The organism is Streptomyces sp. NPDC001380 (genome assembly GCF_042895785.1).
GTDB lineage: Bacteria > Actinomycetota > Actinomycetes > Streptomycetales > Streptomycetaceae > Peterkaempfera.
On sequence record NZ_JBIAWP010000006.1, the window covers coordinates 266,885 to 290,189 of the forward strand.

Sequence of the window (23,305 nt, forward strand, 5' to 3'; positions counted from 1 at the left end):
CGGCCGGGCGCCGCGCGGGTACGGACATAGGTGTGCACACCAGGGCATAGCATGCGTGAGGTGCGCAGACGTCCCCCCGAACCGGTCCAGGACCCCCGCGAGGCCACCTGGTTCCTGCTGCTCCTCTCCCTGGTCGTCCTGGTCGTCGCCCTCGACCTGGCCACCGCGCGCCACTACTGGATCAGCGTCGTCCTCCTCGTCGTCCCCGGACTGGCCGCCAACGTCTGCTCCGTCGGCCGCACCGCCTCCCTCGGCGGGCTCACCGTCCTGGCGCTCGTCCTGCTGTACGGCGTCTCCCCAAGCTACGGCGGCACCCCCGGCGACTGGCTCACCATCGGGTCGGCCGTCGCCGTCTCCGCCGTCTGCACCGCCGTCTGCCGCTACCGCCTCCAGCGCGAGCGCGACCTGATGCGCGCCCGGGTCACCCTCCGGGTCCTCCAGCGGACCCTGCTCCAGGCCCTGCCCCTGCGCACCGCGGACGTGGAGGTGCACGGCTTCTATGCCCCCGCCCAGGCCGACGCCCTGGTCGGCGGCGACGTCTACGCCGTCGTGGAGTCCCCGTACGGCACCCGCGTGCTCATCGGGGACGTCCAGGGCAAGGGCCTGGACGCCATCCAGACCGGGGCCGCCGTGCTCGGCGCCTTCCGCGAGTCCGGCTACCACCTCGCGGCCCTCCCCGACGTGGCCGACCGGCTCGACCAGGCCGTGGTCCGCCACAACCGCCGGGCCGCGGAGGGCGGGCAGCCGGAGCGCTTCGTCACCGCGCTGCTCGCGGAGTTCGCCCCCGGGGGAGCCCTGTCGCTGCTCTCCTGCGGCCACCTCCCGCCGCTGCTCCTGCACGGCACGCGGGTGACCGAGGACGAGTGCCCGGACCCCGGCCTCCCGCTCGGCCTCACCGCGCTGGCCGGCCCGGAGCGCAGCCCCTGGTGCCCGGACCTGGCGGAGGGGGACCTGCTGCTGCTCTGCACCGACGGCGTGCCCGAGGCCCGCGACGCCGCCGGGGTCTTCTACCCGCTGGCGGACCGCGTCGCGGAGCGGCTGCCCGCCGGGCCCGACGCCCTCGTCCGCGACCTGCGCGCCGACCTCGGCCGGTACGCGGACGGCCGCCTCGGGGACGACGCTGCGGTGCTCGTGGTCCGCCGCCTGGGCGCCCCCGCGGAGCGGGCGTCCGCGCCCGAGCCCGAGCCCGCGACGGTTCGCGACGGCGGTAGCGGAGCCGGATCCGGCCGTCGTGCCGGGGGCGGTCGTGCCGCCGGGGGCGGGGCCGTGAACGGTCCGCCGGGCCGCGCCGCCGTACCGCGCCGTGGTGCGGGTGACGCCGGCGGGTGACGCGGACGGGGATCCCGTTCCGGAGGGCGCCCGTCCGCTCCCCGTCGGCCGGGTCCATGCTGGTGGGGGAGCGGAACCCGGCCCCGGGCGGGGTGCCGCCGGGCTCCCCGCCCCCCGCCCGGGGGCTGCGCCCGCCCTGCCATCGCCCCCGCACCACCGCCCCCGCACCACCGCCCCCGAACCACCCGCACAGCGAAAGGCGGCCTCACCGGCGTGAAGGTCCTCGTCACCGGCGGAGCCGGCTTCGTCGGCTCCCACTTCGTCCGCGCGCTGCTGTCCGGCCCGGACGCGCCCGACGCCGTCACCGTCCTCGACGCCCTCACCTACGCGGGCAACCCCGCCAACCTGCGCGAACACGCCGGCGACCCGCGCTTCCGCCTCGTCCGCGGCGACGTCCGCGACGCCGCCCTGGCCGCGGCGCTGCTCCCCGGGCACGACGCCGTGGTCCACTTCGCCGCCGAGTCGCACGTCGACCGCTCCATCGCGGGCGGCGCCGACTGCACCGCCACCAACGTCCTGGGCACGCAGACGCTGCTGGAGGCCGCCGTCCGGGCCGGCACCCGCACCTTCGTCCAGGTCTCCACCGACGAGGTCTACGGCTCGATCCCCTCCGGCTCGTGGACCGAGGACGCGCCCCTCGACCCCAGTTCCCCCTACTCCGCCTCCAAGGCCGGCGCCGACCTCCTCGCCCTCGCCTACCACCGCACCCACGGCCTGGACGTCAGGATCACCCGCGCCCCCAACACCTACGGCCCCCGCCAGCACCCGGAGAAGCTGGTCCCGCGCTTCGTCCGCCGCCTGCTGGCCGGCCGCACCGTCCCCCTCTACGGCGACGGCCGGAACGTCCGCGACTGGCTGCACGTGGAGGACCACTGCCGCGCCGTCCGGCTCGTCCTGGACGGCGGCCGCCCCGGCCGGGTCTACCACGTCGGCGGCGGCACCGAGCTGTCCAACCTGGAGCTCACCGGCATGCTCCTGGAGGCGTGCGGGGCCGGCCCCGACCGCGTGGAGCACGTCGCCGACCGCAAGGGCCACGACGCGCGCTACAGCCTCGACTGGACCAGGATCCGCACCGAGCTGGGCTACCGCCCCCGCCGCCCCTTCGCCGAGGGCCTCGCCGGCACCGTCGCCTGGTACCGCGCCCACCCCGACTGGTGGGACGCCGCCGCGCCCGCCGGCGGCTGACCGCCGCCGGACCGCCGCGTCCCCCGGGTCCTCGCGCGCAGGGCCGCCCTGCAGGGCACGACGGTGTGCCGCAGCACGACGCTGTGCCGCAGCAGGGGACATCTCCCACGGACGCAGCAAAATCTGCTGTGTCCGCAGTAGACATTGGGTGGCGCCTCGGCTAGGGTTTCTCCCGTAGCCAGAAGTCGTCGAAGCGCGGCAGAGACGGACCGCCGCGCGCGGTGCATCGGCACGGCAGTGGGGGCGCGGGGCCGGCAAGCAGAGGAAGGTCCCGCGGCTGACTGCCGGGCCGGGCGGCCCGAGGGGCCGCCGGTCGGTACCGCAGCCCGAAGCAGTACCAGCCAGTACAGATGAGAAAGAGAGGAGTGGACGACGCCATCAGGATCGCCCGAGCCACGACCTGGTCCGCTCGGGTACCGCAGACCCCGGAATGGAAGGTGGTCCCCGGTCACGCATCCGCGATCCCCGCACTCCCGTCCTCCCGGACGGCCGTGCGGACACAGAGAGGCGCACAGCGCCGGTAGATGTAGATGGTGTTGAACCCCTCGGGGCCCCGGTGCCGCACGGCACCGGGGCCCCTCGACGCGTTCCAGTTCCAGAAGAGGTGCAAGTGACCCCAGAGGCCAAACCGCGTACCGCCGACCGGTTCGACGACGACGACTACCCCGCCTACACCATGGGCCGCGCCGCCGAGATGATCGGCACCACACCCGCCTTCCTCCGCGCCGTGGGCGAGGCGCGCCTGATCACCCCGCTGCGCTCCGAGGGCGGCCACCGCCGCTACTCCCGCTACCAGCTGCGCATCGCCGCCCGCGCCCGCGAACTCGTCGACCAGGGCACCCCGATCGACGCCGCCTGCCGCATCGTCATCCTGGAGGACCAGCTCGAGGAGGCCCTGCGCCTCAACGAGGAGCTGCGCCAGGAGGCCGCCGGCCCCGACGCGGACACCGGTTCCTGAAGCCGCGGCCCGAGGACGCGGCCCGAGGACGCGACGACCGGGCGGCGGGCCGACCCGACGGTCCCGGAGGCACGCCGGCAGGACGGGAAGGGGCGGGGCCCGGCGCCGTGCGCACCGGGCCGACGCCGTCGGCCGGCCCCGGCGGACACCCGTGCGGCGACCCCCGCCCCACCCGCACCCGTCCGCCCGGACCGGGCGGCCGACGCCGCCCGTCCCGCCCGCCCTGTGCGAATACCTGTCGCCGCAGGAAGAGAAATTCAGTGCAATGAAAGACGAGAATTCATGGACCGGCGGGCGGGGGAAGGAAAATCACCGCGCCCGGGGGCCTGCTCCGTGCTACGGTCAATCCCGGTTGCAGTTGTGGTTCCCAGAGACTTCAAGTGCCCCCGTCGGCCCTCTGCGTCGGCGGGAGCACTTCTTTATGTCCGGCGTTCTTTCCGGGCCGGGCACCATCGCGGCGACGCCGGCCCCGCACAGTGCGGGCTCCGGGTACTGCCCCGAAGGAGATTGACTATGGCATCTGGCACCGTGAAGTGGTTCAACGCGGAAAAGGGTTTCGGCTTCATCGAGCAGGACGGCGGCGGCGCTGACGTCTTCGCCCACTACTCGAACATCGCCGCCCAGGGCTTCCGTGAGCTTCAGGAGGGCCAGAAGGTGAACTTCGACGTCACGCAGGGCCAGAAGGGCCCGCAGGCCGAGAACATCGTTCCCGCCTGACGCGCACGGCGTCGCCGGGGCCCGCACCTTGGGGTGCGGGCCCCGGCCCGTTGCTTTTCACGCCCGTGGACCGGAACGGTCCCACGGGCGACGGCGGGACGGCGTTCCGCCGTCGATCCGCCCGCGGCCGCGGCCCCGGCCGGACGGATGACCGTCCCGCCCCCGTGGTCCGGCACCCGGGCCGTCCTTTTCCCTCGGCCGGCGCCGATCCCCTCGAAGCTCCGGCGCGATTTATCCGCCCGGCTTCGTCTTCGTTTTTTCCCCGGCTCGTTCCTGCGATCCTCCCGGCCGTCATCGGACGCCGGGAATTCCTCGAAACGCGCCGCATCGAGGAAGGTTCTCCATGAACCGCACCGCTCGCACGGACGACCGTTACTCCCGCACCCGGTCCATCGGCTTCTCCGGCTCCGGCAGGGGGGACCGCTTCGGCTCCCCCGCCCCGAGCCGCCAGGGCTCCCCGGGCCGTCCCGGCGGCTCCGGACGGCGCCCCGCAGCGCTCCGGGGGGAGTTCGCGCTCCCGGTCACCACCACCCCGGCGCTGCCCGCCGCCGCCTCCTTCGCCGACCTGGACATGCCGGCCGCGCTGCTGGCCTCCCTCACCGCCGAGGGCCTGTCCGTGCCGTTCCCGATCCAGGCGGCCACGCTCCCGAACTCGCTGGCGGGCCGGGACGTCCTGGGCCGCGGGCGCACCGGGTCGGGCAAGACCCTGGCCTTCGGCCTGTCCCTGCTCGCCCGCACCGCCGGACAGCGCGCCGAGCCGCGGCAGCCGCTGGCCCTGGTCCTGGTGCCGACCCGGGAGCTGGCCCAGCAGGTCAAGGACGCCCTCGCCCCCTACGCCCGATCGCTGAGGCTCCGTCTGACCACCGTCGTCGGCGGTATGCCGATCGGCCGTCAGGCCAACGCGCTGCGCGCCGGGACCGAGGTCGTCGTCGCGACCCCGGGCCGGCTCAGGGACCTCATCGAGCGCGGCGACTGCCGTCTCGACCGGGTCGCCACCACCGTGCTGGACGAGGCCGACCAGATGGCCGACATGGGATTCATGCCCCAGGTCACCGCCCTGCTCGACCAGGTCCGGCCCGGAGGCCAGCGGATGCTGTTCTCGGCCACCCTCGACCGCAACGTCGACCTCCTGGTGCGCCGCTACCTGACCGACCCGGTGGTGCACTCGGTCGATCCGTCCGCGGGCGCGGTGACGACGATGGAGCACCACGTCCTGCACGTGCACGGCGCCGACAAGTACGCCACCACCACCGAGATCGCCGCCCGCGACGGCCGGGTGATCATGTTCCTGGACACCAAGCACGCCGTCGACCGGCTCACCGAGCACCTGCTGAACAGCGGGGTGCGCGCGGCCGCCCTGCACGGCGGCAAGTCCCAGCCCCAGCGCACCCGGACCCTCGACCAGTTCAGGGCCGGCCACGTCACGGTGCTGGTGGCGACCAACGTCGCGGCGCGCGGCATCCACGTCGACAACCTCGACCTCGTCGTCAACGTCGACCCGCCGACCGACCACAAGGACTACCTGCACCGCGGCGGACGCACCGCCCGCGCCGGCGAGTCCGGCAGCGTCGTCACCCTCGTCCTCCCCGACCAGCGCCGCGGCATGAACCGGGTGATGGCCGACGCCGGCATCACCCCGCAGACCACCCGGGTCCGCTCCGGCGAGGCCGAACTGAGCCGCATCACGGGCGCCCAGGCCCCCTCGGGCGTCCCGGTGACCATCACCGCACCCGTCGTGGAGCGTCCCCGCCGCAGCGCCCCCTCGGCCCGCGGCCGGCGCGGCCGCACCGTCCGGGCCCGACGCGGCCCCTCGCTCGGCGGCACCGCATAGACGCCGCCCGGACGGCACGCACCCGACCCGTCGCCCCACTGACAAGGAGAAGCCCTGTGACACCGGTTCGGACGCAGCCGCGGCAGCCCGACGGCACGGGCCTGACGGCCCTCGACGCCATGGCCCCGCCCGGACCCCAGGTCGGCGACGACATGGTCGTCGACATCGCGCTGTCCGTCCTCATCAGCGCCCGCGTCGAGCACCTGCTCGTCCAGGACGAGGACGGCCGGTGCTCCGGCCTGGTCACCCGGGACCAGCTCACCGCCCACCGCGGCGGCTCCTGGTACTGCGAGCAGACCCGGCTGCGGGACATCGTCCACGACCGGGGCCCCTTCACCTCCTCCGCGACCTCCCTGGGCAGCGCGGACGGCGCCCTGCGCGACCGGATGCTGGGGGCCTCCCCCGTGGTCGACGAGAACGGGTACGCCCTGGGCGTCCTCGCCCTCGCACGCTGACCCGCCCGGGCCGGCCCGGGCGAGCCGGCCCGGGCGGGAGACGGCGGGGCGCCGGTGCCGGGCCCTCCACGCCTGCAGCGGCGCGGCCGGTCGAAACGACGAGGGCCCGGACCGCTGACGCGGTCCGGGCCCTCTGCCGGCGGAGGATACGAGATTCGAACTCGTGAGGGGTTGCCCCCAACACGCTTTCCAAGCGTGCGCCCTAGGCCTCTAGGCGAATCCTCCGTGGGAGAGCTTACTAGATGTTCGGGGGTGCTCGTGCACACCGGCCGGGAGGCGCGCGGCGGGCCCGAGCTGCGGTCATGAGCGGTCCCGGGATCCGCTACTCTGGTGCCAGCCCCTCGTGCGGCGTCATCTCGCTGAACCCCCCCAGGGCCGGAAGGCAGCAAGGGTAGGTGAGCTCTGGCGGGTGCACGGGGGGTCCTGTCGTTCCCGGGGCCCTCCGTCCGGGGCCTGCCGTGCGGGCCCCCGCGCACCGGACCCGCCGGGACCCGCCGCGGTCCGCGGAGCACGCGGGGCGCCGGTTGTCGGTCCTCCCCTATATCGTCGGTGGCGTGTCCCTCGCCCTGTACCGCCGCTACCGCCCCGAGACCTTCGCGGAGGTCATCGGCCAGGAGCACGTGACCGCTCCGCTCCAGCAGGCCCTCCGCAACAACCGGGTCAACCACGCCTACCTGTTCAGCGGCCCCCGCGGCTGCGGCAAGACGACCAGCGCCCGCATCCTGGCCCGCTGCCTCAACTGCGAGCAGGGCCCCACGCCCACGCCCTGCGGGACGTGCCAGTCCTGCACGGACCTGGCGCGCGGCGGCCCGGGGTCGATCGACGTCATCGAGATCGACGCGGCGTCCCACGGCGGCGTCGACGACGCGCGCGAGCTGCGCGAGCGGGCGTTCTTCGCCCCGGTCCACAGCCGGTACAAGATCTTCATCCTGGACGAGGCCCACATGGTCACCCCGGCGGGCTTCAACGCCCTGCTGAAGGTGGTCGAGGAGCCCCCGGAGCACCTGAAGTTCATCTTCGCCACCACGGAGCCGGAGAAGGTCATCGGGACCATCCGGTCCCGCACCCACCACTACCCCTTCCGCCTGGTCCCGCCCGGCACCCTGCGCGACTACCTGGCCGAGGTCTGCGGCCGGGAGTCCATCCGGGTGGAGGAGAGCGTCTTCCCCCTGGTGGTGCGCGCGGGCGCCGGCTCGGTCCGCGACTCGATGTCGGTGATGGACCAGCTGCTGGCCGGCGCGGGGGAGGAGGGTGTGACGTACGCCATGGCGACCGCCCTGCTCGGTTACACCGACGCCACCCTGTTGGACGAGGTCGTCGACGCCTTCGCCGCGCACGACGGCGCCACGGTCTTCCGCGTGGTGGACCGTGTGGTCGAGGGCGGCCACGACCCGCGCCGCTTCGTCGCCGACCTGCTGGAGCGGCTGCGCGACCTGGTCGTCCTGGCCGCCGTGCCGGACGCGGGGGAGAAGGGCCTGATCGACGCCCCCGCCGACCGGGTGGAGGTCATGGCCCGGCAGGCGTCCGCCTTCGGACCGGCCGAGCTGAGCCGCGCCGCCGACATCGTCAACACCGGGCTGACGGAGATGCGCGGCAACGCCGCCCCCCGGCTCCAGCTGGAGCTGATCTGCGCCCGGGTGATGCTGCCGGGCGCGTACGACGACGAGCTGTCGCTGCAGGCCAGGGTCGACAAGCTGGAGCGGCGCGCCTCCCTGGGCGGTGCGGGCCTGCCCGCGGCCCCGGGCGCGCCGGCCCCGGGCTCCCTTCCGGCCCCGGGCTCCCTTCCGGCCCCGGGCTCCCTTCCGGCCCCGGGCTCCCTTCCGGCCCCGGGCTCCCTTCCGGCGCCGGGCGCGCCGCAGGCGTACCCCGCCGCAGCGCCCGCCGAGGCCCGGCCCGCCCCCGTGCAGCAGGCGGCCCCTCCGCAGGCCGCCCCCGCGCAGGTCCACGCCCAGGCCCAGCCTGCGGCGGTCGCGCCGCAGGCGGCCCCGGCGCCCTCCCGCACCCCGGCGGGGGCGCCCGCGCCGGCCTCCGCGCCGGGCGCGTGGCCGGTACCGCGGAGCTTCACGCCCGGCGGTGGCGCGGCGTCCCCGCCGCCCGCGGCCGCACCGCAGGTCCGGCCCCAAGCCCAGGACGCCCCGGCCCCGCAGGCCGCCGCCCCGCAGGCGCCCGCGCAGCAGCCCGCCTCCCCCCAGCCCCACCAGACCCAGGCCGCGACGGCACAGCCGTCGGCCGCGGCCCAGCAGGGGGCGGCCCAGGTCCGGCAGCTGTGGCCGCAGATCCTCGACGCGGTGAAGGGCCGCCGCCGCTACACGTGGATCCTGCTCAGCCAGCACGGGCAGGTGGCCGGCTTCGACGGCAACGTGCTGCAGGTCTCCTTCGGCAACCTCGGGGCCCGCGACAGCTTCGTCAACAGCAAGAGCGACGAGATCCTCCACCAGGCGGTCGCCGACACTCTCGGCGCGGACTGGCGCATCGAGGCCATCGTCGACCCGTCCGGCGGCTCGGCCCCGCCGGCCCCGCCCTCCGGGGGCGGCGGCTGGGGAGGGGGCGGCTTCGACGCCCCGCGGCCGGCCGCCCCCTTCCCGCCGCCCGCCGCCCAGGCGGCTCCGGCTGCCGCCCCCGCGGCCCCGGCGCCGACCGCCGGCCCGCAGCGGACCCCGGCACCCGCCGTGCCCGCGCCCGCACCGGCGGCGACCCCCGCGGCGCCGCCGCCGGTCGCACCCGAGGACGACATCCCGGAGGACGACGACCCCGACCTCAACGAGGAGGCGTTCTCCGGCCAGGAGCTCATCGTCCGCGAGCTGGGCGCCACCGTCCTGGAGGAGATCCGCCACGACTAGCGTCCGCCGCCCTCCGCCCGGGAGCTCCGTGCCCGGCCCGTCCGGCGTCCCGGGGGGCAGCCCGTCCGGCGTCCCTGGGGGCAGCGGGCCCCGGGCCTCCGCCGGTTCGGAGGCCGCCCCGCGCCCGTCCGGGCGAGCACGTAGGCTCGGAGGCGTCGTACGACGTCGTCCTCAGGCAGGAGTGAGCCGTGTTCCCCGGTGGCGGTCAGCCCAACATGCAGCAGCTGCTCAAGCAGGCGCAGAAGATGCAGGAGGACCTCGCCAAGGCCCAGCAGGAGCTGGCCGAGGCGAAGGTGAGCGGGACGGCGGGCGGGGGCCTGGTGGAGGCGACCGTGTCCGGCGCCGGCGAGCTGCTGGCGCTGACCATCGCCCCGGCCGCGGTGGACCCCGAGGACACGGAGACCCTGGCGGACCTCGTCCTGGCCGCGGTGCGGGACGCGTCCGCCGCCGCGCAGAAGATGCAGTCGGACCGGCTGGGCCCGCTCACCCAGGGCCTCGGCGGCCCCGGCGGGGGCATCCCCGGCCTGCCGTTCTGAGCGGATCCGGGGAAGAAACGGTTTCGGTGGGCGTCGGACGGTGTGTCCGGCGCCCCTCCCGTTGGATGATGGCCATGGACGTCCGCCGCCGGCGGCGGCTCACGGAGGGCATGACGTGTACGAAGGCGTTGTTCAGGACCTGATCGACGAACTGGGCAGGCTGCCCGGCGTCGGGCCCAAGAGCGCCCAGCGGATCGCCTTCCACATCCTGCAGGCGGACCCGGTGGACGTGCGGCGCCTGGCCCATGCGCTCCAGCAGGTCAAGGAGAAGGTGCGGTTCTGCGCGGTCTGCGGCAACGTGGCCGAGGCGGAGCTGTGCCGCGTCTGCCAGGACCCGCGCCGCGACCCCGCGCTGATCTGCGTGGTGGAGGAGCCGAAGGACGTCGTCGCGATCGAGCGGACCCGCGAGTTCCGCGGCCGGTACCACGTGCTCGGCGGGGCCATCAGCCCCATCGAGGGCGTGGGCCCGGACGACCTGCGGATCCGTGAGCTGCTGGGCCGGCTCGCCGACGGCACCGTCACCGAGCTGATCCTGGCCACCGACCCCAACCTGGAGGGGGAGGCGACCGCCACCTACCTGGCCCGGCTCTGCAAGCCGATGGGCCTGAAGGTGACCCGCCTGGCCAGCGGCCTGCCGGTGGGAGGAGACCTGGAGTACGCCGACGAGGTCACCCTCGGACGGGCCTTCGAAGGGAGACGACTGCTCGATGTCTGACGCCGTACACACCGCCGTACCCGCCCCCGTGCCCGCGGCCCCGCACATCGCCCCGCGCGCCGCCGCGCGCACCGCCCCGGACGCCCCCGGACACGCTCCCGGCGCCGGGCCCGACGAGTTCGCGGTGCAGATCGCCGACTCCGTCGACAGCTTCGTGCTGGCGGTGCACGAGATCGCCAAGGGCGACGAGCCCGGCAGCGCCGTCTCCCTCCTCCTGCTGGAGGTCTCCCAGGTGCTGCTGGCCGGCGGCCGTCTGGGCGCGGTCGAGGACGTCCTGCCCGACGACCGCTTCGAGCCGGACACCGGCCCGGAGCCGGACGGCGACGAGCTGCGGGAGCGGCTCGCCGCGCTGCTGGCGCCGATCGACGTGTACCACGAGGTCTTCGACCCGTACGGGCCGCCGGAGAAGCCCGCGACCTTCCGGATCTCCGACGACCTGGCGGGTGTGGTCGCCGACCTGTCCCACGGCCTGACCCACTACCGCGAGGGCCGGGTCAGCGAGGCCATGTGGTGGTGGCAGTTCTCCTACCTGTCCAACTGGGGCTCGACCTGCACCGGGGTGCTGCGCGCGCTGCAGTCGCTGGTGGCGCACGTGCGGCTGGACAGTCCGCTGGGCGCGGTGCCGGACGGCGCGGACACCGACGACGACGGCCTCACCGACGAGCAGCTGGAGGCGCAGGCGGGTGCGCTGATGGCGGCCGAGCTCGGCCGGCACGGCGGGGGCCGCTGAGGGCGGCGCGGCGGGCCGCGGGGCGGCGCCCCGCGGCACCTCTGCGCCCACCCATCGGAACCGGTGTCCCACGATGTGGAACGAGGGCGTCGGTGCAGTCCTGCTCGTTAGACTGGACCGACCGCAGGACACACCGATCGAGGAGCGCACGTGGGCCTTGTCGTGCAGAAGTACGGCGGCTCCTCCGTGGCCGATGCCGAGGGCATCAAGCGCGTCGCCCGGCGGATCGCCGACACCAAGAAGGCCGGCCATGAGGTCGTCGTCGTGGTGTCCGCGATGGGCGACACCACGGACGAGCTCATCGACCTCGCGGAGCAGGTTTCCCCCATCCCTGCCGGACGCGAGCTCGACATGCTGCTGACCGCCGGAGAGCGCATCTCCATGGCGCTCCTGGCAATGGCGATCAAATCCCTGGGCCACGAGGCCCAGTCGTTCACCGGCAGCCAGGCCGGAGTGATCACCGACTCCGTCCACAACAAGGCCCGCATCATCGACGTCACGCCCGGCCGCATCCGCAACGCCCTCGACCAGGGCAACATCGCGATCGTGGCCGGCTTCCAGGGCGTCTCGCAGGACAGCAAGGACATCACCACGCTGGGCCGCGGCGGCTCCGACACCACCGCGGTGGCGCTCGCCGCCGCCCTGGACGCCGAGGTCTGCGAGATCTACACCGACGTCGACGGCGTCTTCACCGCCGACCCGCGCGTGGTGAGGAAGGCCCGCAAGATCGACTGGATCGCGTACGAGGACATGCTGGAGCTCGCCTCGTCCGGGTCCAAGGTGCTGCTGCACCGCTGCGTGGAGTACGCGCGGCGCTACAACATGCCCATCCACGTCCGGTCGTCGTTCTCCGGCCACGTGGGCACCTGGGTGAGCAACGAGAAGCCGACGAAGCCCGAAGGGGGCGAGATGGAGCAGGCGATCATCTCCGGAGTCGCCCACGACACGTCCGAGGCCAAGGTCACGGTCGTCGGCGTGCCGGACAAGCCGGGCGAGGCGGCCCGCATCTTCCGCGTGATCGCGGACTCCGACATCAACATCGACATGGTGGTGCAGAACGTCTCGGCGGCCTCCACCGGCCTCACCGACATCTCCTTCACCCTGCCGAAGACCGACGGCCACAAGGCCATCGAGTCGCTGGGGAAGATTCGGGCCGTGGTCGGCTTCGAGTCCCTCCGCTACGACGACCAGATCGCGAAGATCTCCCTGGTCGGCGCCGGCATGCGCTCCAACCCCGGCGTCACCGCCGCCTTCTTCGAGGCGCTCTCGGGTGCGGGCGTCAACATCGAGCTGATCTCGACCTCCGAGATCCGCATCTCGGTGGTCACCCGCGCCGAGGACGTCAACGAGGCCGTGCGCGCCGTCCACACCGCTTTCGGCCTGGACAGCGAGTCCGACGAGGCCGTCGTCTACGGAGGTACCGGCCGATGAGCCGCAAGCCCACCCTGGCCGTCGTCGGCGCCACCGGCGCCGTCGGCACCGTCATGCTCGACATCCTCTCCACCCGGGAGGACGTCTGGGGCGAGATCCGCCTCATCGCCTCCCCCCGCTCGGCCGGCAAGCGGCTGACCGTGCGCGGTGAGGAGGTCGAGGTCGTGGCGCTCTCCGAGGAGGCGTTCGACGGCGTCGACGTCGCGATGTTCGACGTCCCCGACGAGGTCTCCGCCCAGTGGGCGCCGGTCGCGGCGGCCAGGGGCGCGGTGGCGGTCGACAACTCCGGGGCCTTCCGCATGGACGCCGACGTGCCGCTGGTCGTCCCTGAGGTCAACGCCCCGGCGGCCCGCAACCGCCCGCGCGGCATCATCGCCAACCCCAACTGCACCACCCTCTCCATGATCGTGGCGATGGGCGCGCTGCACGCCGAGTTCGGCCTCCAGGAGCTGGTCGTCGCCTCCTACCAGGCGGCCTCCGGCGCCGGCCAGCCCGGCGTGGACACCCTGCGCGACCAGATCGCCAAGGTCGCCGGCACCGAACTGGGCACCGCCACCGGCGACCTGCGCGCCGCCGTCGGCGACACCGGCCCGTTCCCGGCCCCGCTGGCCCTCAACGCCGTGCCGTGGGCCGGCTCCCTCAAGGAGGACGGCTGGTCCTCCGAGGAGCTCAAGGTCCGCAACGAGTCCCGCAAGATCCTCGGCCTGCCCGGCCTGCGGGTCTCCGCCACCTGCGTGCGCATCCCGGTGATCACCACCCACTCGCTGGCCGTCCACGCGGTCTTCGAGAACGAGGTCACCGTCGAGCGGGCCCACGAGATCCTGCGCACCGCCCCCGGCGTGGTGCTCTACGACAACCCGGGCGCCGGGGAGTTCCCGACGCCGAACGACGTCGTGGGCACCGACCCGACCTGGGTGGGCCGCGTCCGCCGCGCCATCGACGACCCGCGCGCGCTGGACCTCTTCCTCTGCGGGGACAACCTCCGCAAGGGCGCGGCGCTGAACACCGCCCAGATCGCCGAGCTCGTGGCGGCCGAGCTGTCCTCCTGAGCCCCGGCCGGTTTCCCGGCCCCCGGCGCAACCGTTCGCACCTCCGGTGCGTGTCCCCCTCGGGAGAGTCCCCCGGACTCTCCCGAGGGGGTTCTGCTTTGTCCCGATAGGCCCCGGAACTGCACCGATACGTGCGCGAAGCAGGAGGGGGGCGTCGCCATGACGGACCGGCACCCGACTACGGTGGGGCGACCACCGGCAGCCGGCACCCGCCCGGCGCCGACCGCCCGGCACCCCCGGGCGGGGAGGCCGGCGGTCCCGGCCGGGACGTCCGCGGGTCCCGCAGGGGAATCCGGGGGACGGACCGGAAGGTCCGCGGGAGAGCACAACCGTGACGGGGGGTCGAGTGTCCAACAGGCGTGGTGGAGATGCGGAGCGTGCGGAGCACAGCCGTCGGGGCGGCAGCCGGCAGAGCCCTGGCGGGGGCCGGTGCGGCACGGCGGGCATCCCTGCTCGCGGCTGCTCCCGACCGGGTCCCCGCGCCCCGCGGGCGCACTGCCGGGCGGACCGCCCGGCTCGCCCTCGCACCGGCCCCGCCGCCCGTCCCGGCGGCGGCCGGCGGAGCGGTCGTGACCACGCCCTTCCCGGCCGTGCGCCGGCCCGCTGAGCGCGGCGAGGACGTGCGGACCGCCGAGGCGGCCTCCGAGGGCACCAGCGTCGACCTGCTGACCGAGACGTACCGGGCGCACTACCGCTCCCTTCTCGGCCTCGCGGCCCTGCTGCTCGACGACACCGCCTCCTGCGAGGACGTCGTGCAGGAGGCGTTCATCCGCGTGCACGCCGCCCGCCGCCGCGTCCGCGAGCCCGAGAAGACCCTCGCCTACCTGCGGCAGACCGTGGTCAACCTCTCCCGCTCGGCACTGCGCCGGCGCATCCTGGGCCTGCGGCTGCTGCCCAAGCCGATGCCCGACATGGCCAGCGCCGAGGAGGGCGCGTACGAGGCGCTGGAGCGCGACCAGCTCAAGGCGGCCATGCGCGGCCTGCAGCGGCGTCAGCGCGAGGTCCTGGTGCTCCGCTACTTCGCCGACATGACGGAGGCCCAGGTGGCGGAGACACTGGGGATCTCGGTGGGTTCGGTCAAGGCGTACGGTTCGCGGGGCCTGGCGGCCCTGCGCACCCGCATGGAGGCGCAGGCATGAGCGGCGACGAGCGCGGCGGCGGCACCGGGCGGCCGGGGGACGGCCCCGGTACCGCCGGTACCGCCGCCTTCCTCCGGCTGGTGCGCGGCTCGGGCGACTCCGGTGGTTCCGGCGGTTCCGATGGCTCCGGTGGTTCCGGTGACGGATCACCGGCGGCGGACCGGGGCGGCCGCGCCGCAGGTGCCGGGCCCGTCCACGCTGGCCCGGTGGGCGAGCGCCCGGTCCGCGAGAGCCCGGACGGTGGCGGCCCGCGTGGCGACGGCCCCGACGGCGACGGCCTGTACGGCGACGAGCGCGAGGTCCGCGAGCTGTTCCACCGGGCGGTGGAGGGGCTCGCCCCGACCCCCGACGCCCTCCGGCGCATCCAGCACGCCGTGCCGCGCCGCCGCGCCCGGCGCCGCCAGGCCTGGACCGGCGCCGCCGCGCTCCTGCTGCTCGCCGGAGCGAGCGTCCCCGCCCTGTGGACGGCGACCGGTGCGGACGGCGGCGACCGGGTGTCGGCCGCCCGCCGGGCCGACGGCACCGGCGCGCCCCTGCCCGCCGCGTCCGGCTCCCGGGCCGTGGACTCCACCCCCCGCGCCGACCTTCCCCTCGACGGGTCCTCCCCGAGCCCCGGCGACGGTGCGGGCGGCACGGCCGGTACCGGCCCCGCCGGATCCAGCGCCCCCACCGCCGGACGGAGCGCCTCCGGCGCGGCGGGAGGCGTTCCGCCCGGCGGCGCACGGACCGGCGCGTCCAGTGCCGCCGCCGCTCCCGCCTGCCGGGCCGACCAGCTGTCCGCGGGGGCGAGCGGGGTCGATCCGGCCGACGCGGCCGGCCGCGTCTACGGCTTCTTCTCCGTGGTCAACTCCTCCTCCGAGCCCTGCACGGTCGAGGGCGCCGGTACGGTGCAGGTCCGTTCGGCGGTCGGCACCGACGCGTCGAAGATCACGATCCTCGTGCACACCGGCGGCGACCCCGCCTCCGGCCTGCCCGCGCCGTCGGCCGGGGCGGACCGGCTGGTCCTGCGCCCGGGGAGCGCCTACCGGATCCGGTTCGGCTGGGTGCCCGGTGAGGGCAACGCCACCGTCTGCTCCCCGACCCCCACCCCCGAGCCGAGCGGCAGCCCCGGCACGCCCTCCGCCACGCCGAGCACCCCGGAGACCGACGTCAGCCCGGCCCCGGCCCAGGCGGGCGCGGCGGGCGGACCGGGAGCACCGGGGAGCAGCATCAGCCTCGGCCACACCCCGGACGCCGGCGGGCCGCAGGTGGGTCCGGCCACCATCGAGGGCGCCTGCACGGGCACCGTCTACCACACGGGGCCGCTGCCCGCCGGATAGCCCGATAGCCCGATAGCCGGACAGCCGGACAGCCGGACAGCCGGACAGCCGGACACCGGGGCAGCGGGGCAACCGGACGGCGGCAGCAGTCGGACAGCGCGGCGGTCCCGGTGGCAGGGCGCCCGGGCAGCCGCGGAGCCGCCCCCGGGTGCGTCCCGCACGCCCGGGCTCCCGGCGTCGACCGCCCGGGCTCCCGGCGCCGACCGTCCACCGGACCGGCCCCGCCGCCTCCGGACGCCGCGGCGGCCCCGCCGGGACCGACCCTGCCACCCCTGCGTCCGCCGCAGTCGTTACCGTGGGGGTGTGTACCGGTTCCTCCTCACCCCGCGCTGGATCGGCGCCACCCTCCTCGCGGTGACCGCCGTGACCGCGTGCCTGTGGCTGGGGACGTGGCAGCTCGGCCGGTTCGAGGCCCGCGTGGAGTCCCACCACGGTGGCCGTCCCGCCGCCGGCGCGGCCGCGGCCCCGCTCGCGCAGGTCCTCGGCACGCCGCCCGCCGTCCGCACCGACACCGTGGGCCGCGCCGTCACCGCGACCGGCAGCTACGACCCCGCCCACCAGCTCCTGGTGCCCCACCGGACCGTGGAGGGGCGGGAGGGCTACTACGTCCTCACCCCGCTGCGCACCGGCGACGGCCGGGCCGTCGCCGTGGTGCGCGGCTGGCACGCCGGGGACCCGCCCGCCGCCGGGCCCCCCGCGCCCGCCGGCCGGGTGACCGTCACCGGGCGCCTCCAGGCCGCCGAGGGCACCGGCACCTCCGGCGCCGTGGCGGGCGGGCTGCCCCCGGGCCAGCTCGGCACGATCAGTCCGGCGACCCTGGTCAACGTGCTTCCGTACGGCGTGTACGACGGCTGGGTCGCCGCCGACGCCGCGCCGGCCGGCCTCACCGCCGTGCCCACCGTGCAGCCCGAGGGCGGGGACGGCCTCACCCTGCGGGCCTTCCAGAACCTGGGCTACACCCTGGAGTGGTTCGTCTTCGCGGGCTTCGTGGTCTTCATGTGGTTCCGGCTGGTGCGGCGGGAGGGGGAGACGGAGCGCGACCGCGCCCTCGGCCTGCTGCCCGGGCCCGGCGCGGACGCCGCACTCCCGGCCGAGGCCCGCCCGACCGGCGGTACCGGCTGACCCGCCGCCCGCGCGAACACCGCCCGCCTCCCGCACGAACGCCGCCCGGCCACCGCCCGGCCGGCCCCTGCGGTCCGGCCACCGCACGGCCGCGGGCCCGCGGCTGCCGGGTGCCCCGCGACCCGCCCCGCAACCCGCTCCACCCCGCCCCCCTTCGCTTGATCCCGCCAGGAGGACACGATGGACCAGCGCGACTGGGACGCCCGCTACGCCGCCGCCGACCTGGTGTGGGGCGCCGAGCCCAACCGCTGGGTGGTGCGGGAGACCGCCGGGCTCCCGCCCGGCCGCGCGCTCGACCTCGCGGCGGGCGAGGGCCGCAACAGCATCGCCCTCGCCGCGGCGGGCTGGCAGGTCACCGCCGTCGACCTCTCCCCGGTCGCCCTCGACCGCGGCCGCCGCCTGGCCGCCGCGCAGCCCCCCGGCACGGCCGGCCGCATCACCTGGGTGCACGCCGACGCGACCGCGTACACCCCCGAGCCGGCCGGGTACGACCTGGTCGTCCTCTGCTTCCTGCACCTGCCCGCCGCCGACCGGCGGACCGTGCTGGACCACGCCGCCCGCGCGCTCGCCCCCGGCGGCACCCTGCTCGTCATCGGCCACGACACGTCCAACCTCACCGAGGGCGTCGGCGGCCCGCAGGACCCGGCCGTGCTGTTCACCCCCGACGACGTCCTCGCCGACCTCGCCGGCGCCGGACTGGAGACCGTGCGCGCCGAACGCCTCCGCCGCCCCGTCGCCCCCGGGCACGCACGGGGACAGGACCAGGGCGGCGGCCCCGCCGCCGAGGCCGTCGACGCGCTGGTGCGCCTGCACCGCCCCTGAGCCCCCGCAGTCCGCCCCCCACCCCCGCGGGCCCTCCCCCGGGGGCGGGGGCGCCGGACGGCCACCACCCGGCGCCGGCCCCGGCGGCACGGCCGTCCCCGCCCCGCGCTCGGGCCGCCCCGCGTTCAGCCCGCATCCGTCCGGACCGTCGTCCCGTCCTGGCGGGCACGCGCGAGTCCGCCGGGACGGTTCCCGACCAGGTCGCGGACGAGGGCGAAGAGTTCACGGCCGAGAGAGCGCCCGGCGGCGGCGAACAGACCGGGGTACAGGCCGGGGAAGGTGTTCTCGTCCACGATGACGGGCCGCCCCTCGGACAGGATCAGGTCGAAGCCCACCAGCGGCAGGCCCAGGGCCTGCTGGGCACGCCGGGCGAGTCGGGCGTGCACCGGGGGGACCTCGCAGCCGTCGACGTCGCCGCCGGCCCCCTCGGGGTCGTACACCTTCCAGGCGTCGGCGGACAGGCGGGCGAAGCGGTGGCTGCGCTTGCGGTAGCCGTACATCAGCGTGCCGTCGATAAGGGTCGTGCCGATCCAGTCCGCGGGGCTGTTGGGGTAGAAGCGCTCCAGGAGGAAGGTGCTCTCCGTGGTCGCCGCGAGAGTGCTGTCCAGGTAGTCCGCCAGGTCCCGCAGGGTGGCGGGGTCCTCGATCAGCAGGACCCCCTGCCCGAAGGAGCCGTGCCTGGGTTTCAGCAGGGCGCGGCCCCACTCCGCGACGACGGGCGCGGCGGCGGCCGTGTCCCGCCGGTCGAGCAGGACCGTGTCGGGCACGGGGAGGCCGGCCCGGGACAGCCGCAGGTGCGCCCGGTACTTGTCGAGGCCGGTGGAGAAGCGCACCGGGTCGGGGACGACCGGTACGTCCGCGCTGAGCGTGCGCAGGGCCTCCAGGGCGTAGCTGCCGGGCTCCCGCGCCATCCAGGCGTGCCAGACGTAGAGGTCGAGGTCGTTGAGGCAGACGTCACCGCAGTGCACCCTGCCGTTGCGGATGCAGGACCGGCGGATGTCCAGGTCGTGGACGAACCCGACGTCGGCGAGACCGGCCAGCAGCTCCATGAGCAGCGCGTGGTCGTCGGGCGGGATCCTCCCGACGCCGGTGTGCGGACGCGGCGCCGCCGTCCCTCCGCGGGCGGCGGGCGGCAGGAAGGTCCCCACCCTCAGCACGGGCGGTGCCCTGCGGGCAGGCGGCCGGAGGAGGCCCGCGACGGGTCCGCCCCGGGTCTCCCGCTCATGCGTGGCACCGCCTGGCCGCTCATCACACCACCCTCGGCGTCCCGGGCCCGCTCGCCGATGCCGAACGGTCCCGTCCACGGTGGAAACCCATGCCCCCGCGGACCATGTCCCTCCACGGGGCGAGTGCCGCACCGCCGGGGTTCCCTCCGTGCTCGGCGCCGTCGCACCGTCCCCGTGCACGCGCAGGTGGGAGGTGCCACGCCTCCCGCGGTGCTGTCTCCAGACCAGCACACCCCGTCGAAGGACGCACCCCGGCGGCGCGGCGGGCGGATCCGGGGGACGCCTCCAGGACCTCCTCCCGCGGCATGTCCGGAAGGCCCCGGGGCCGGCTCTCCTGGGCGGAGGACCGGCCCCGAACCGCACGGTCCCGGGTCGGGCCGCAGGGTCCTGACCTGCGGCCCCTCCGTCGTCCCGGACCTCCGCTCCCGGACCACGGCGTCCCGCTGGAGGAGGCCTTCCGGCTCGTCGGCCGGATCGGTGCGGGCGGCCGGATCGAAGACGAGACCCGTGCGGTACCGGCCGCCGAGGCCGCCGCCCGCCTCCGGGCGCTGCCTGCCACCGTCGCGCAGCGGCCGCGGCCCCGTCCCGCGCCCGTGGCGCGGGACGCGCCTTCTCGTCCGCGGACGACGCCGCCACGGGCAGCTGCACCTGTGCGACGCACCGTCAGAGCGTGAAGACCGTCGACACTCCGGGGAGCGGAGGTGCCGACACCGCTGCCCTGTCCGCGGCGGCCGGCGGGAGGACGATCCTCCCGGGCTGACGCGGGCCGTGCGGACGGACCGCCGCGCGCCCGCTCCCGCGGCCTGGACATCGTGCTCCGCCCTGCGCGCGCCGGGCCGGTCGCCGGTCGGGTGTCATGGGTGGCGCTTCATCGGGAAGTCCCGCCCAGCGCGGCCAGTGCGTCCGCCACGGTGGGGTGGATGCGTTCCGGGCTGAGGGTCGAGTGCAGCGGGTGCCTGATCGTCAACGCCATGCCGAACAGGAAGCCGACCAGGGCCGGCTCGGCCGGGAAGGTGGTGACGAATCCGAGGCGCGCCGTCCCTGCCGCGACGAGAAGCCCTCCCACGAGCACCGCCAGTGCGGCCGACAGCCCGACGGTCTCGCCGGGACCGCCGCCGGCGTCGGCGACGGTGGAGGCCGACGGCACCGCCGCTGCGGACGTCGCGCCCACGATCAGGAACCGGGACCCGCCCGGCAGGCCGTAGAGGGCGAGCGCGACCGGGGCGCCGTGGAAGGCGTTCTGCGGTGGCACGCCGGCGATCCCCGCGTAGGCCACCGGCTCCGGCACGATCAGTGCCCACGCCGTCGACGCGCCCAGCAGGTCGCCGCGCAGCCATGCGCGCCGGTGGCCGGCCCACCAGCCGGCCGCGGTGCGCCGCGGCCGCGGTTGTCCGGATGTCACCGGGCGCCCCGGGCGCCCGGGTCCCGAGCCGCCCGCCGTCCGCGGGCGGCTCCCGACCGCAGGGCGCGGCCGCCCACCACGGCTTCCGCCGCTGCGGTGCGCTCGGCCCGGGCCGCCGTCAGCCGACGCGGGTGATCGGCGGGCAGTGCCACCGCGCGTCGACGACCTCGGGGTGCGGGAGGTACATGCGCAGCCCGACGTACCAGATGCCCTGCTTGGGCGTGGGCAGCCAGTTGGACTCCCGCTCGCGGCCCGGCGAGTCCGGCTGGAGGTACAGGGTCAGGCCCCCGTCGGTGTCCGTCACCAGCCCCGGGGTGCGGTCGCCGACGGAGTAGCGGTCGATCGGGTTGGGGATCAGGTTCCGGTCCTCGTCGTAGGCGGTCAGGGACCAGAACGCGTCGACCGGGGGCAGCTCGCCCGCCCCGAAGCGGAGGCGGTAGCGGCCGGTGGTCAGCGTCCTGCCGTCCGAGTCGTCGAAGGCGGCCAGGTAGACGGCCTCCTCGGGGTCGTTGGCGGCGATGCCCACCAGGGACTGCTCCGCGGCCCGCCGCAGGAAGTCGTCGCCGAAGTGGCCCATCTGCGGGGGCGGGTAGCGCCACCCGTTGACGAGTGTGGCCCACTGGCCGCTGAGCAACTGCTGTTCGAGCATGGACAGGCCGGTGGCGGCAGCGCGGATCAGACCCTGCTTCACCGGTTCCGGCTGCGCCTCGACGTCCAGGCCCGGCCCGACGCCGATCTCCGCGAACTGCCGGAGCAGCAGTTCGTGGTGGGCCGGCGGGGGGTTCTCGGCCAGCATCGCGTTGAGCGTCTTCCACGGCCCCAGCGGGTCCCGGGCCGCGTCGACCGGTTCCGCCACGTCGCGCCGCTCCGGGAGCATGACGCGCTTCCTGCCGTACAGGTGCAGCGGCGTCAACGTGTACTGCTGCTGGAGCGCGTGGACCCTCGGCAGGTCGTCCTCACCCTCGACGAGGGTGCGCCCGGCGATCAGGACCCAGGGGGTGGGGGCGGTCGCCGTGCGGCGCACCCCCTCGGGCAGCTCCCCCGTCCAGCCCGGCCCGACGAGGGCGAAGGCGCCGGCTTCCGGCCCGGTCGCCCGTCGGCCCACGTAGTCGTAGTTGTCGGAGGTGAACGCGACCAGTTCGAACGTGAAGTAGCGGTCGCCCATGTCGGGGTGCGCGAGGACGACGGGTTCGGCGCCCAGGTCCACCCACGCCCACGAGTACAGCGTGTCGTTGTTGGGGGACAGGCCCTGCCGGTCGGAGGCGTCCCAGAGCTTGTCCGCGTGCCAGAAGACGTTGACGGGTGCGTGGGGCGACATCTCCGACTCGGGCTCCTGCGTCACCCAACGGTGGCGGAGCCGGGCGTTGTAGATGTAGGGGAAGCCGTAGACGAAGGCCTCCTGCCCCAGGGCGTACGCGTACGCGTGCCGCCAGTCGTCCACGCGGCCGGTCAGCGAGGGCTTCGCCGCGCGCCACGCCGCGGGGACGGACCGCGTCACCCGCCTCGCGCGGTCCACCGCCGCGCCGGGGTAGCGGACCGCTGCCGCAGTGGCCCGGCCGGTGGCGGTGGCCGCCTGGCCGATTCCTGACGCCACGTCGGCGAGGTCATGACGCAGTCGCTGCGCGGGACGGTTGTCGGTGGCCGTGGATGCCATGTCCGCGTTCCTCTCCCTCAGGGACGGGCAGCACGGCGTGTCGCCACACCTCGGACCCGGGGGAGCCGGCGGGGGCGCCTCCTGGCTCCTCCCGGTGCGCCACGGCAGCGTCGCGCGCCGTGCTCGGTCGGGGGCCTGGGCGGGATGGGCCGCCGGGCCTCCTCTTCCAGTAGAGGCCCGGCGGCACACCCCTGCAACCGTGCTCGGTGGGCCCGTCGGACGGTGCGGCGGGAACCGGAGGAGCGTGGCCGGGCCCGGGGCCGTGAGGGCGTCCGGTGCAGGTCGGCGGCAGGTCGGCGGCAGGCGCCCGGAGAGGCGCGTCGGTGCCGTGCGCGCAGCTCGACGAGGAGGTCCGGGAGGAACACCGGGGGCTCTCGGCTTCCCGACCGTCCCGGGAAACGGCTCAGGGCCGGCCCCCTGAGTGGAGGACCGGCCCTGAACTGCACTTTCCTGGGCCGGGGTGGCGGGATGTGAACCCACGGACTCTTGGTCCCGAATGGCGTCCCGGTCTTCTCCCCGTCTGCAGCGAACCACGAAGGTGCTGGCCAGGGCTTCGGGATTCGTTGGAAAGGCTGGATCGGCCGGGGCGGTATCTCCGCGCCCCAGCCCCCACACAGCCCCCGCGAGGACCCGGGAAGGCGGCGGGCCGCCGGTCCGTGCGGCGGGCCGCACGGACCGGTGGCCCGTCCCGGGGGTGGGGGTGCGGGTCAGAAGCGGGGGTTGGTGGTGGCAGTGCCGACCTTGAGGCCACCGGCGAAGGCCTTGGTCTTCAGGGTCGCGTCCAGGGCGCCGGCGGCCGTCTTGGTGAGGTTGAGGCCGACGTTGGAGGCGGTGGCGGAGTGCTT

At 75.7% G+C, this 23,305-nt stretch carries 19 protein-coding genes, 1 tRNA gene and 1 other RNA gene; 17 read left to right on the forward strand and 4 right to left on the reverse strand.

Annotated elements, in window-relative coordinates; all coding sequences use genetic code 11:
• Positions 1–60: 60 nt before the first annotated feature.
• From ACFY07_RS10520 to ACFY07_RS10545, 6 genes are all read left to right on the forward strand, one after another.
• Positions 61–1,329, forward strand: a complete 1,269-nt coding sequence (locus ACFY07_RS10520) for a PP2C family protein-serine/threonine phosphatase (protein WP_390868284.1) — start codon at positions 61–63, stop codon at positions 1,327–1,329.
• A gap of 213 nt (positions 1,330–1,542) precedes the next feature.
• Positions 1,543–2,514, forward strand: coding sequence for a dTDP-glucose 4,6-dehydratase (gene rfbB / locus ACFY07_RS10525; protein WP_390868285.1), 972 nt, complete (start codon positions 1,543–1,545; stop codon positions 2,512–2,514).
• A gap of 610 nt (positions 2,515–3,124) precedes the next feature.
• Positions 3,125–3,472: a MerR family transcriptional regulator gene (locus tag ACFY07_RS10530; RefSeq protein WP_390868286.1), complete on the forward strand. Its 348-nt coding sequence runs from the start codon at positions 3,125–3,127 to the stop codon at positions 3,470–3,472.
• Between the two features lie 513 nt (positions 3,473–3,985).
• Positions 3,986–4,189 carry a cold-shock protein gene (locus ACFY07_RS10535; protein WP_014061102.1) on the forward strand — a complete coding sequence of 68 codons (204 nt, stop codon included), beginning with the start codon at positions 3,986–3,988 and terminating at the stop codon, positions 4,187–4,189.
• A 343-nt stretch (positions 4,190–4,532) separates the two neighbouring features.
• A complete protein-coding gene (locus ACFY07_RS10540) occupies positions 4,533–6,020 on the forward strand; it encodes a DEAD/DEAH box helicase (protein WP_390868287.1) in 1,488 nt (495 codons plus the stop codon).
• A 56-nt stretch (positions 6,021–6,076) separates the two neighbouring features.
• Entirely contained in the window at positions 6,077–6,475 is a 399-nt protein-coding gene (locus ACFY07_RS10545; protein WP_390868288.1) for a CBS domain-containing protein, read from the forward strand.
• A 140-nt stretch (positions 6,476–6,615) separates the two neighbouring features.
• Here the strand turns inward: ACFY07_RS10545 and ACFY07_RS10550 are convergent.
• Positions 6,616–6,700, reverse strand: a tRNA-Ser gene (locus ACFY07_RS10550).
• 110 nt (positions 6,701–6,810) lie between these two features.
• On the opposite strand from ACFY07_RS10550, the gene ffs reads away from it, so the two are divergent.
• The 11 genes from ffs to ACFY07_RS10605 all read left to right on the forward strand — a co-directional run bounded on the left by ffs (position 6,811) and on the right by ACFY07_RS10605 (position 18,178).
• Positions 6,811–6,901: signal recognition particle sRNA small type (gene ffs, locus ACFY07_RS10555), an RNA gene on the forward strand.
• A 128-nt stretch (positions 6,902–7,029) separates the two neighbouring features.
• Positions 7,030–9,315 (forward strand): DNA polymerase III subunit gamma and tau, encoded by a 2,286-nt coding sequence (locus tag ACFY07_RS10560; protein WP_390868289.1) that lies wholly within the window; start codon positions 7,030–7,032, stop codon positions 9,313–9,315.
• A 188-nt stretch (positions 9,316–9,503) separates the two neighbouring features.
• Positions 9,504–9,851 (forward strand): YbaB/EbfC family nucleoid-associated protein, encoded by a 348-nt coding sequence (locus ACFY07_RS10565; protein ID WP_230649290.1) that lies wholly within the window; start codon positions 9,504–9,506, stop codon positions 9,849–9,851.
• A gap of 115 nt (positions 9,852–9,966) precedes the next feature.
• Positions 9,967–10,566, forward strand: a complete 600-nt coding sequence (gene recR / locus ACFY07_RS10570; RefSeq protein WP_230649291.1) for a recombination mediator RecR — start codon at positions 9,967–9,969, stop codon at positions 10,564–10,566.
• A complete protein-coding gene (locus tag ACFY07_RS10575) occupies positions 10,559–11,296 on the forward strand; it encodes a DUF5063 domain-containing protein (RefSeq protein ID WP_390868290.1) in 738 nt (245 codons plus the stop codon). Before recR ends, ACFY07_RS10575 begins: the two co-directional genes overlap by 8 nt.
• 150 nt (positions 11,297–11,446) lie before the next feature.
• Positions 11,447–12,727 carry an aspartate kinase gene (locus tag ACFY07_RS10580; protein WP_230649293.1) on the forward strand — a complete coding sequence of 427 codons (1,281 nt, stop codon included), beginning with the start codon at positions 11,447–11,449 and terminating at the stop codon, positions 12,725–12,727.
• A complete protein-coding gene (locus ACFY07_RS10585) occupies positions 12,724–13,776 on the forward strand; it encodes an aspartate-semialdehyde dehydrogenase (protein WP_230649294.1) in 1,053 nt (350 codons plus the stop codon). Before ACFY07_RS10580 ends, ACFY07_RS10585 begins: the two co-directional genes overlap by 4 nt.
• A gap of 368 nt (positions 13,777–14,144) precedes the next feature.
• The gene (locus ACFY07_RS10590) at positions 14,145–14,915 is read left to right on the forward strand and encodes a SigE family RNA polymerase sigma factor (protein ID WP_390868309.1); all 771 of its coding nucleotides are present in this window, start codon (positions 14,145–14,147) and stop codon (positions 14,913–14,915) included.
• A 206-nt stretch (positions 14,916–15,121) separates the two neighbouring features.
• Positions 15,122–16,234, forward strand: coding sequence for a DUF4232 domain-containing protein (locus tag ACFY07_RS10595; protein WP_390868291.1), 1,113 nt, complete (start codon positions 15,122–15,124; stop codon positions 16,232–16,234).
• Positions 16,235–16,537: 303 nt separating this feature from the next.
• Complete coding sequence (locus ACFY07_RS10600; RefSeq protein WP_390868292.1) at positions 16,538–17,356, forward strand: SURF1 family protein; 819 nt, start codon at positions 16,538–16,540, stop codon at positions 17,354–17,356.
• A 180-nt stretch (positions 17,357–17,536) separates the two neighbouring features.
• Complete coding sequence (locus ACFY07_RS10605; RefSeq protein WP_390868293.1) at positions 17,537–18,178, forward strand: methyltransferase domain-containing protein; 642 nt, start codon at positions 17,537–17,539, stop codon at positions 18,176–18,178.
• Between the two features lie 125 nt (positions 18,179–18,303).
• On the opposite strand, the gene ACFY07_RS10610 is transcribed toward ACFY07_RS10605, so the two are convergent.
• From ACFY07_RS10610 to ACFY07_RS10620, 3 genes are all read right to left on the reverse strand, one after another.
• The gene (locus ACFY07_RS10610) at positions 18,304–19,335 is read right to left on the reverse strand and encodes a RimK family alpha-L-glutamate ligase (RefSeq protein ID WP_390868294.1); all 1,032 of its coding nucleotides are present in this window, start codon (positions 19,333–19,335) and stop codon (positions 18,304–18,306) included.
• A gap of 937 nt (positions 19,336–20,272) precedes the next feature.
• Positions 20,273–20,806, reverse strand: a complete 534-nt coding sequence (locus ACFY07_RS10615; RefSeq protein WP_390868295.1) for a SulP family inorganic anion transporter — start codon at positions 20,804–20,806, stop codon at positions 20,273–20,275.
• 118 nt (positions 20,807–20,924) lie between these two features.
• Positions 20,925–22,460: a DUF1254 domain-containing protein gene (locus ACFY07_RS10620; protein WP_390868296.1), complete on the reverse strand. Its 1,536-nt coding sequence runs from the start codon at positions 22,458–22,460 to the stop codon at positions 20,925–20,927.
• Positions 22,461–23,305 lie beyond the last annotated feature (845 nt).

Coding starts and splice junctions, on each gene's coding strand:
- ACFY07_RS10575 (WP_390868290.1), top strand. CDS start 10,559: ATGTCTGACGCCGTACACACCGCCGTACCCGCCCCCGTGCCCGCGGCC.
- ACFY07_RS10585 (WP_230649294.1), top strand. CDS start 12,724: ATGAGCCGCAAGCCCACCCTGGCCGTCGTCGGCGCCACCGGCGCCGTC.
- ACFY07_RS10620 (WP_390868296.1), bottom strand. CDS start 22,460: ATGGCATCCACGGCCACCGACAACCGTCCCGCGCAGCGACTGCGTCAT.
- ACFY07_RS10605 (WP_390868293.1), top strand. CDS start 17,537: ATGGACCAGCGCGACTGGGACGCCCGCTACGCCGCCGCCGACCTGGTG.
- ACFY07_RS10590 (WP_390868309.1), top strand. CDS start 14,145: ATGCGGAGCGTGCGGAGCACAGCCGTCGGGGCGGCAGCCGGCAGAGCC.
- ACFY07_RS10540 (WP_390868287.1), top strand. CDS start 4,533: ATGAACCGCACCGCTCGCACGGACGACCGTTACTCCCGCACCCGGTCC.
- ACFY07_RS10535 (WP_014061102.1), top strand. CDS start 3,986: ATGGCATCTGGCACCGTGAAGTGGTTCAACGCGGAAAAGGGTTTCGGC.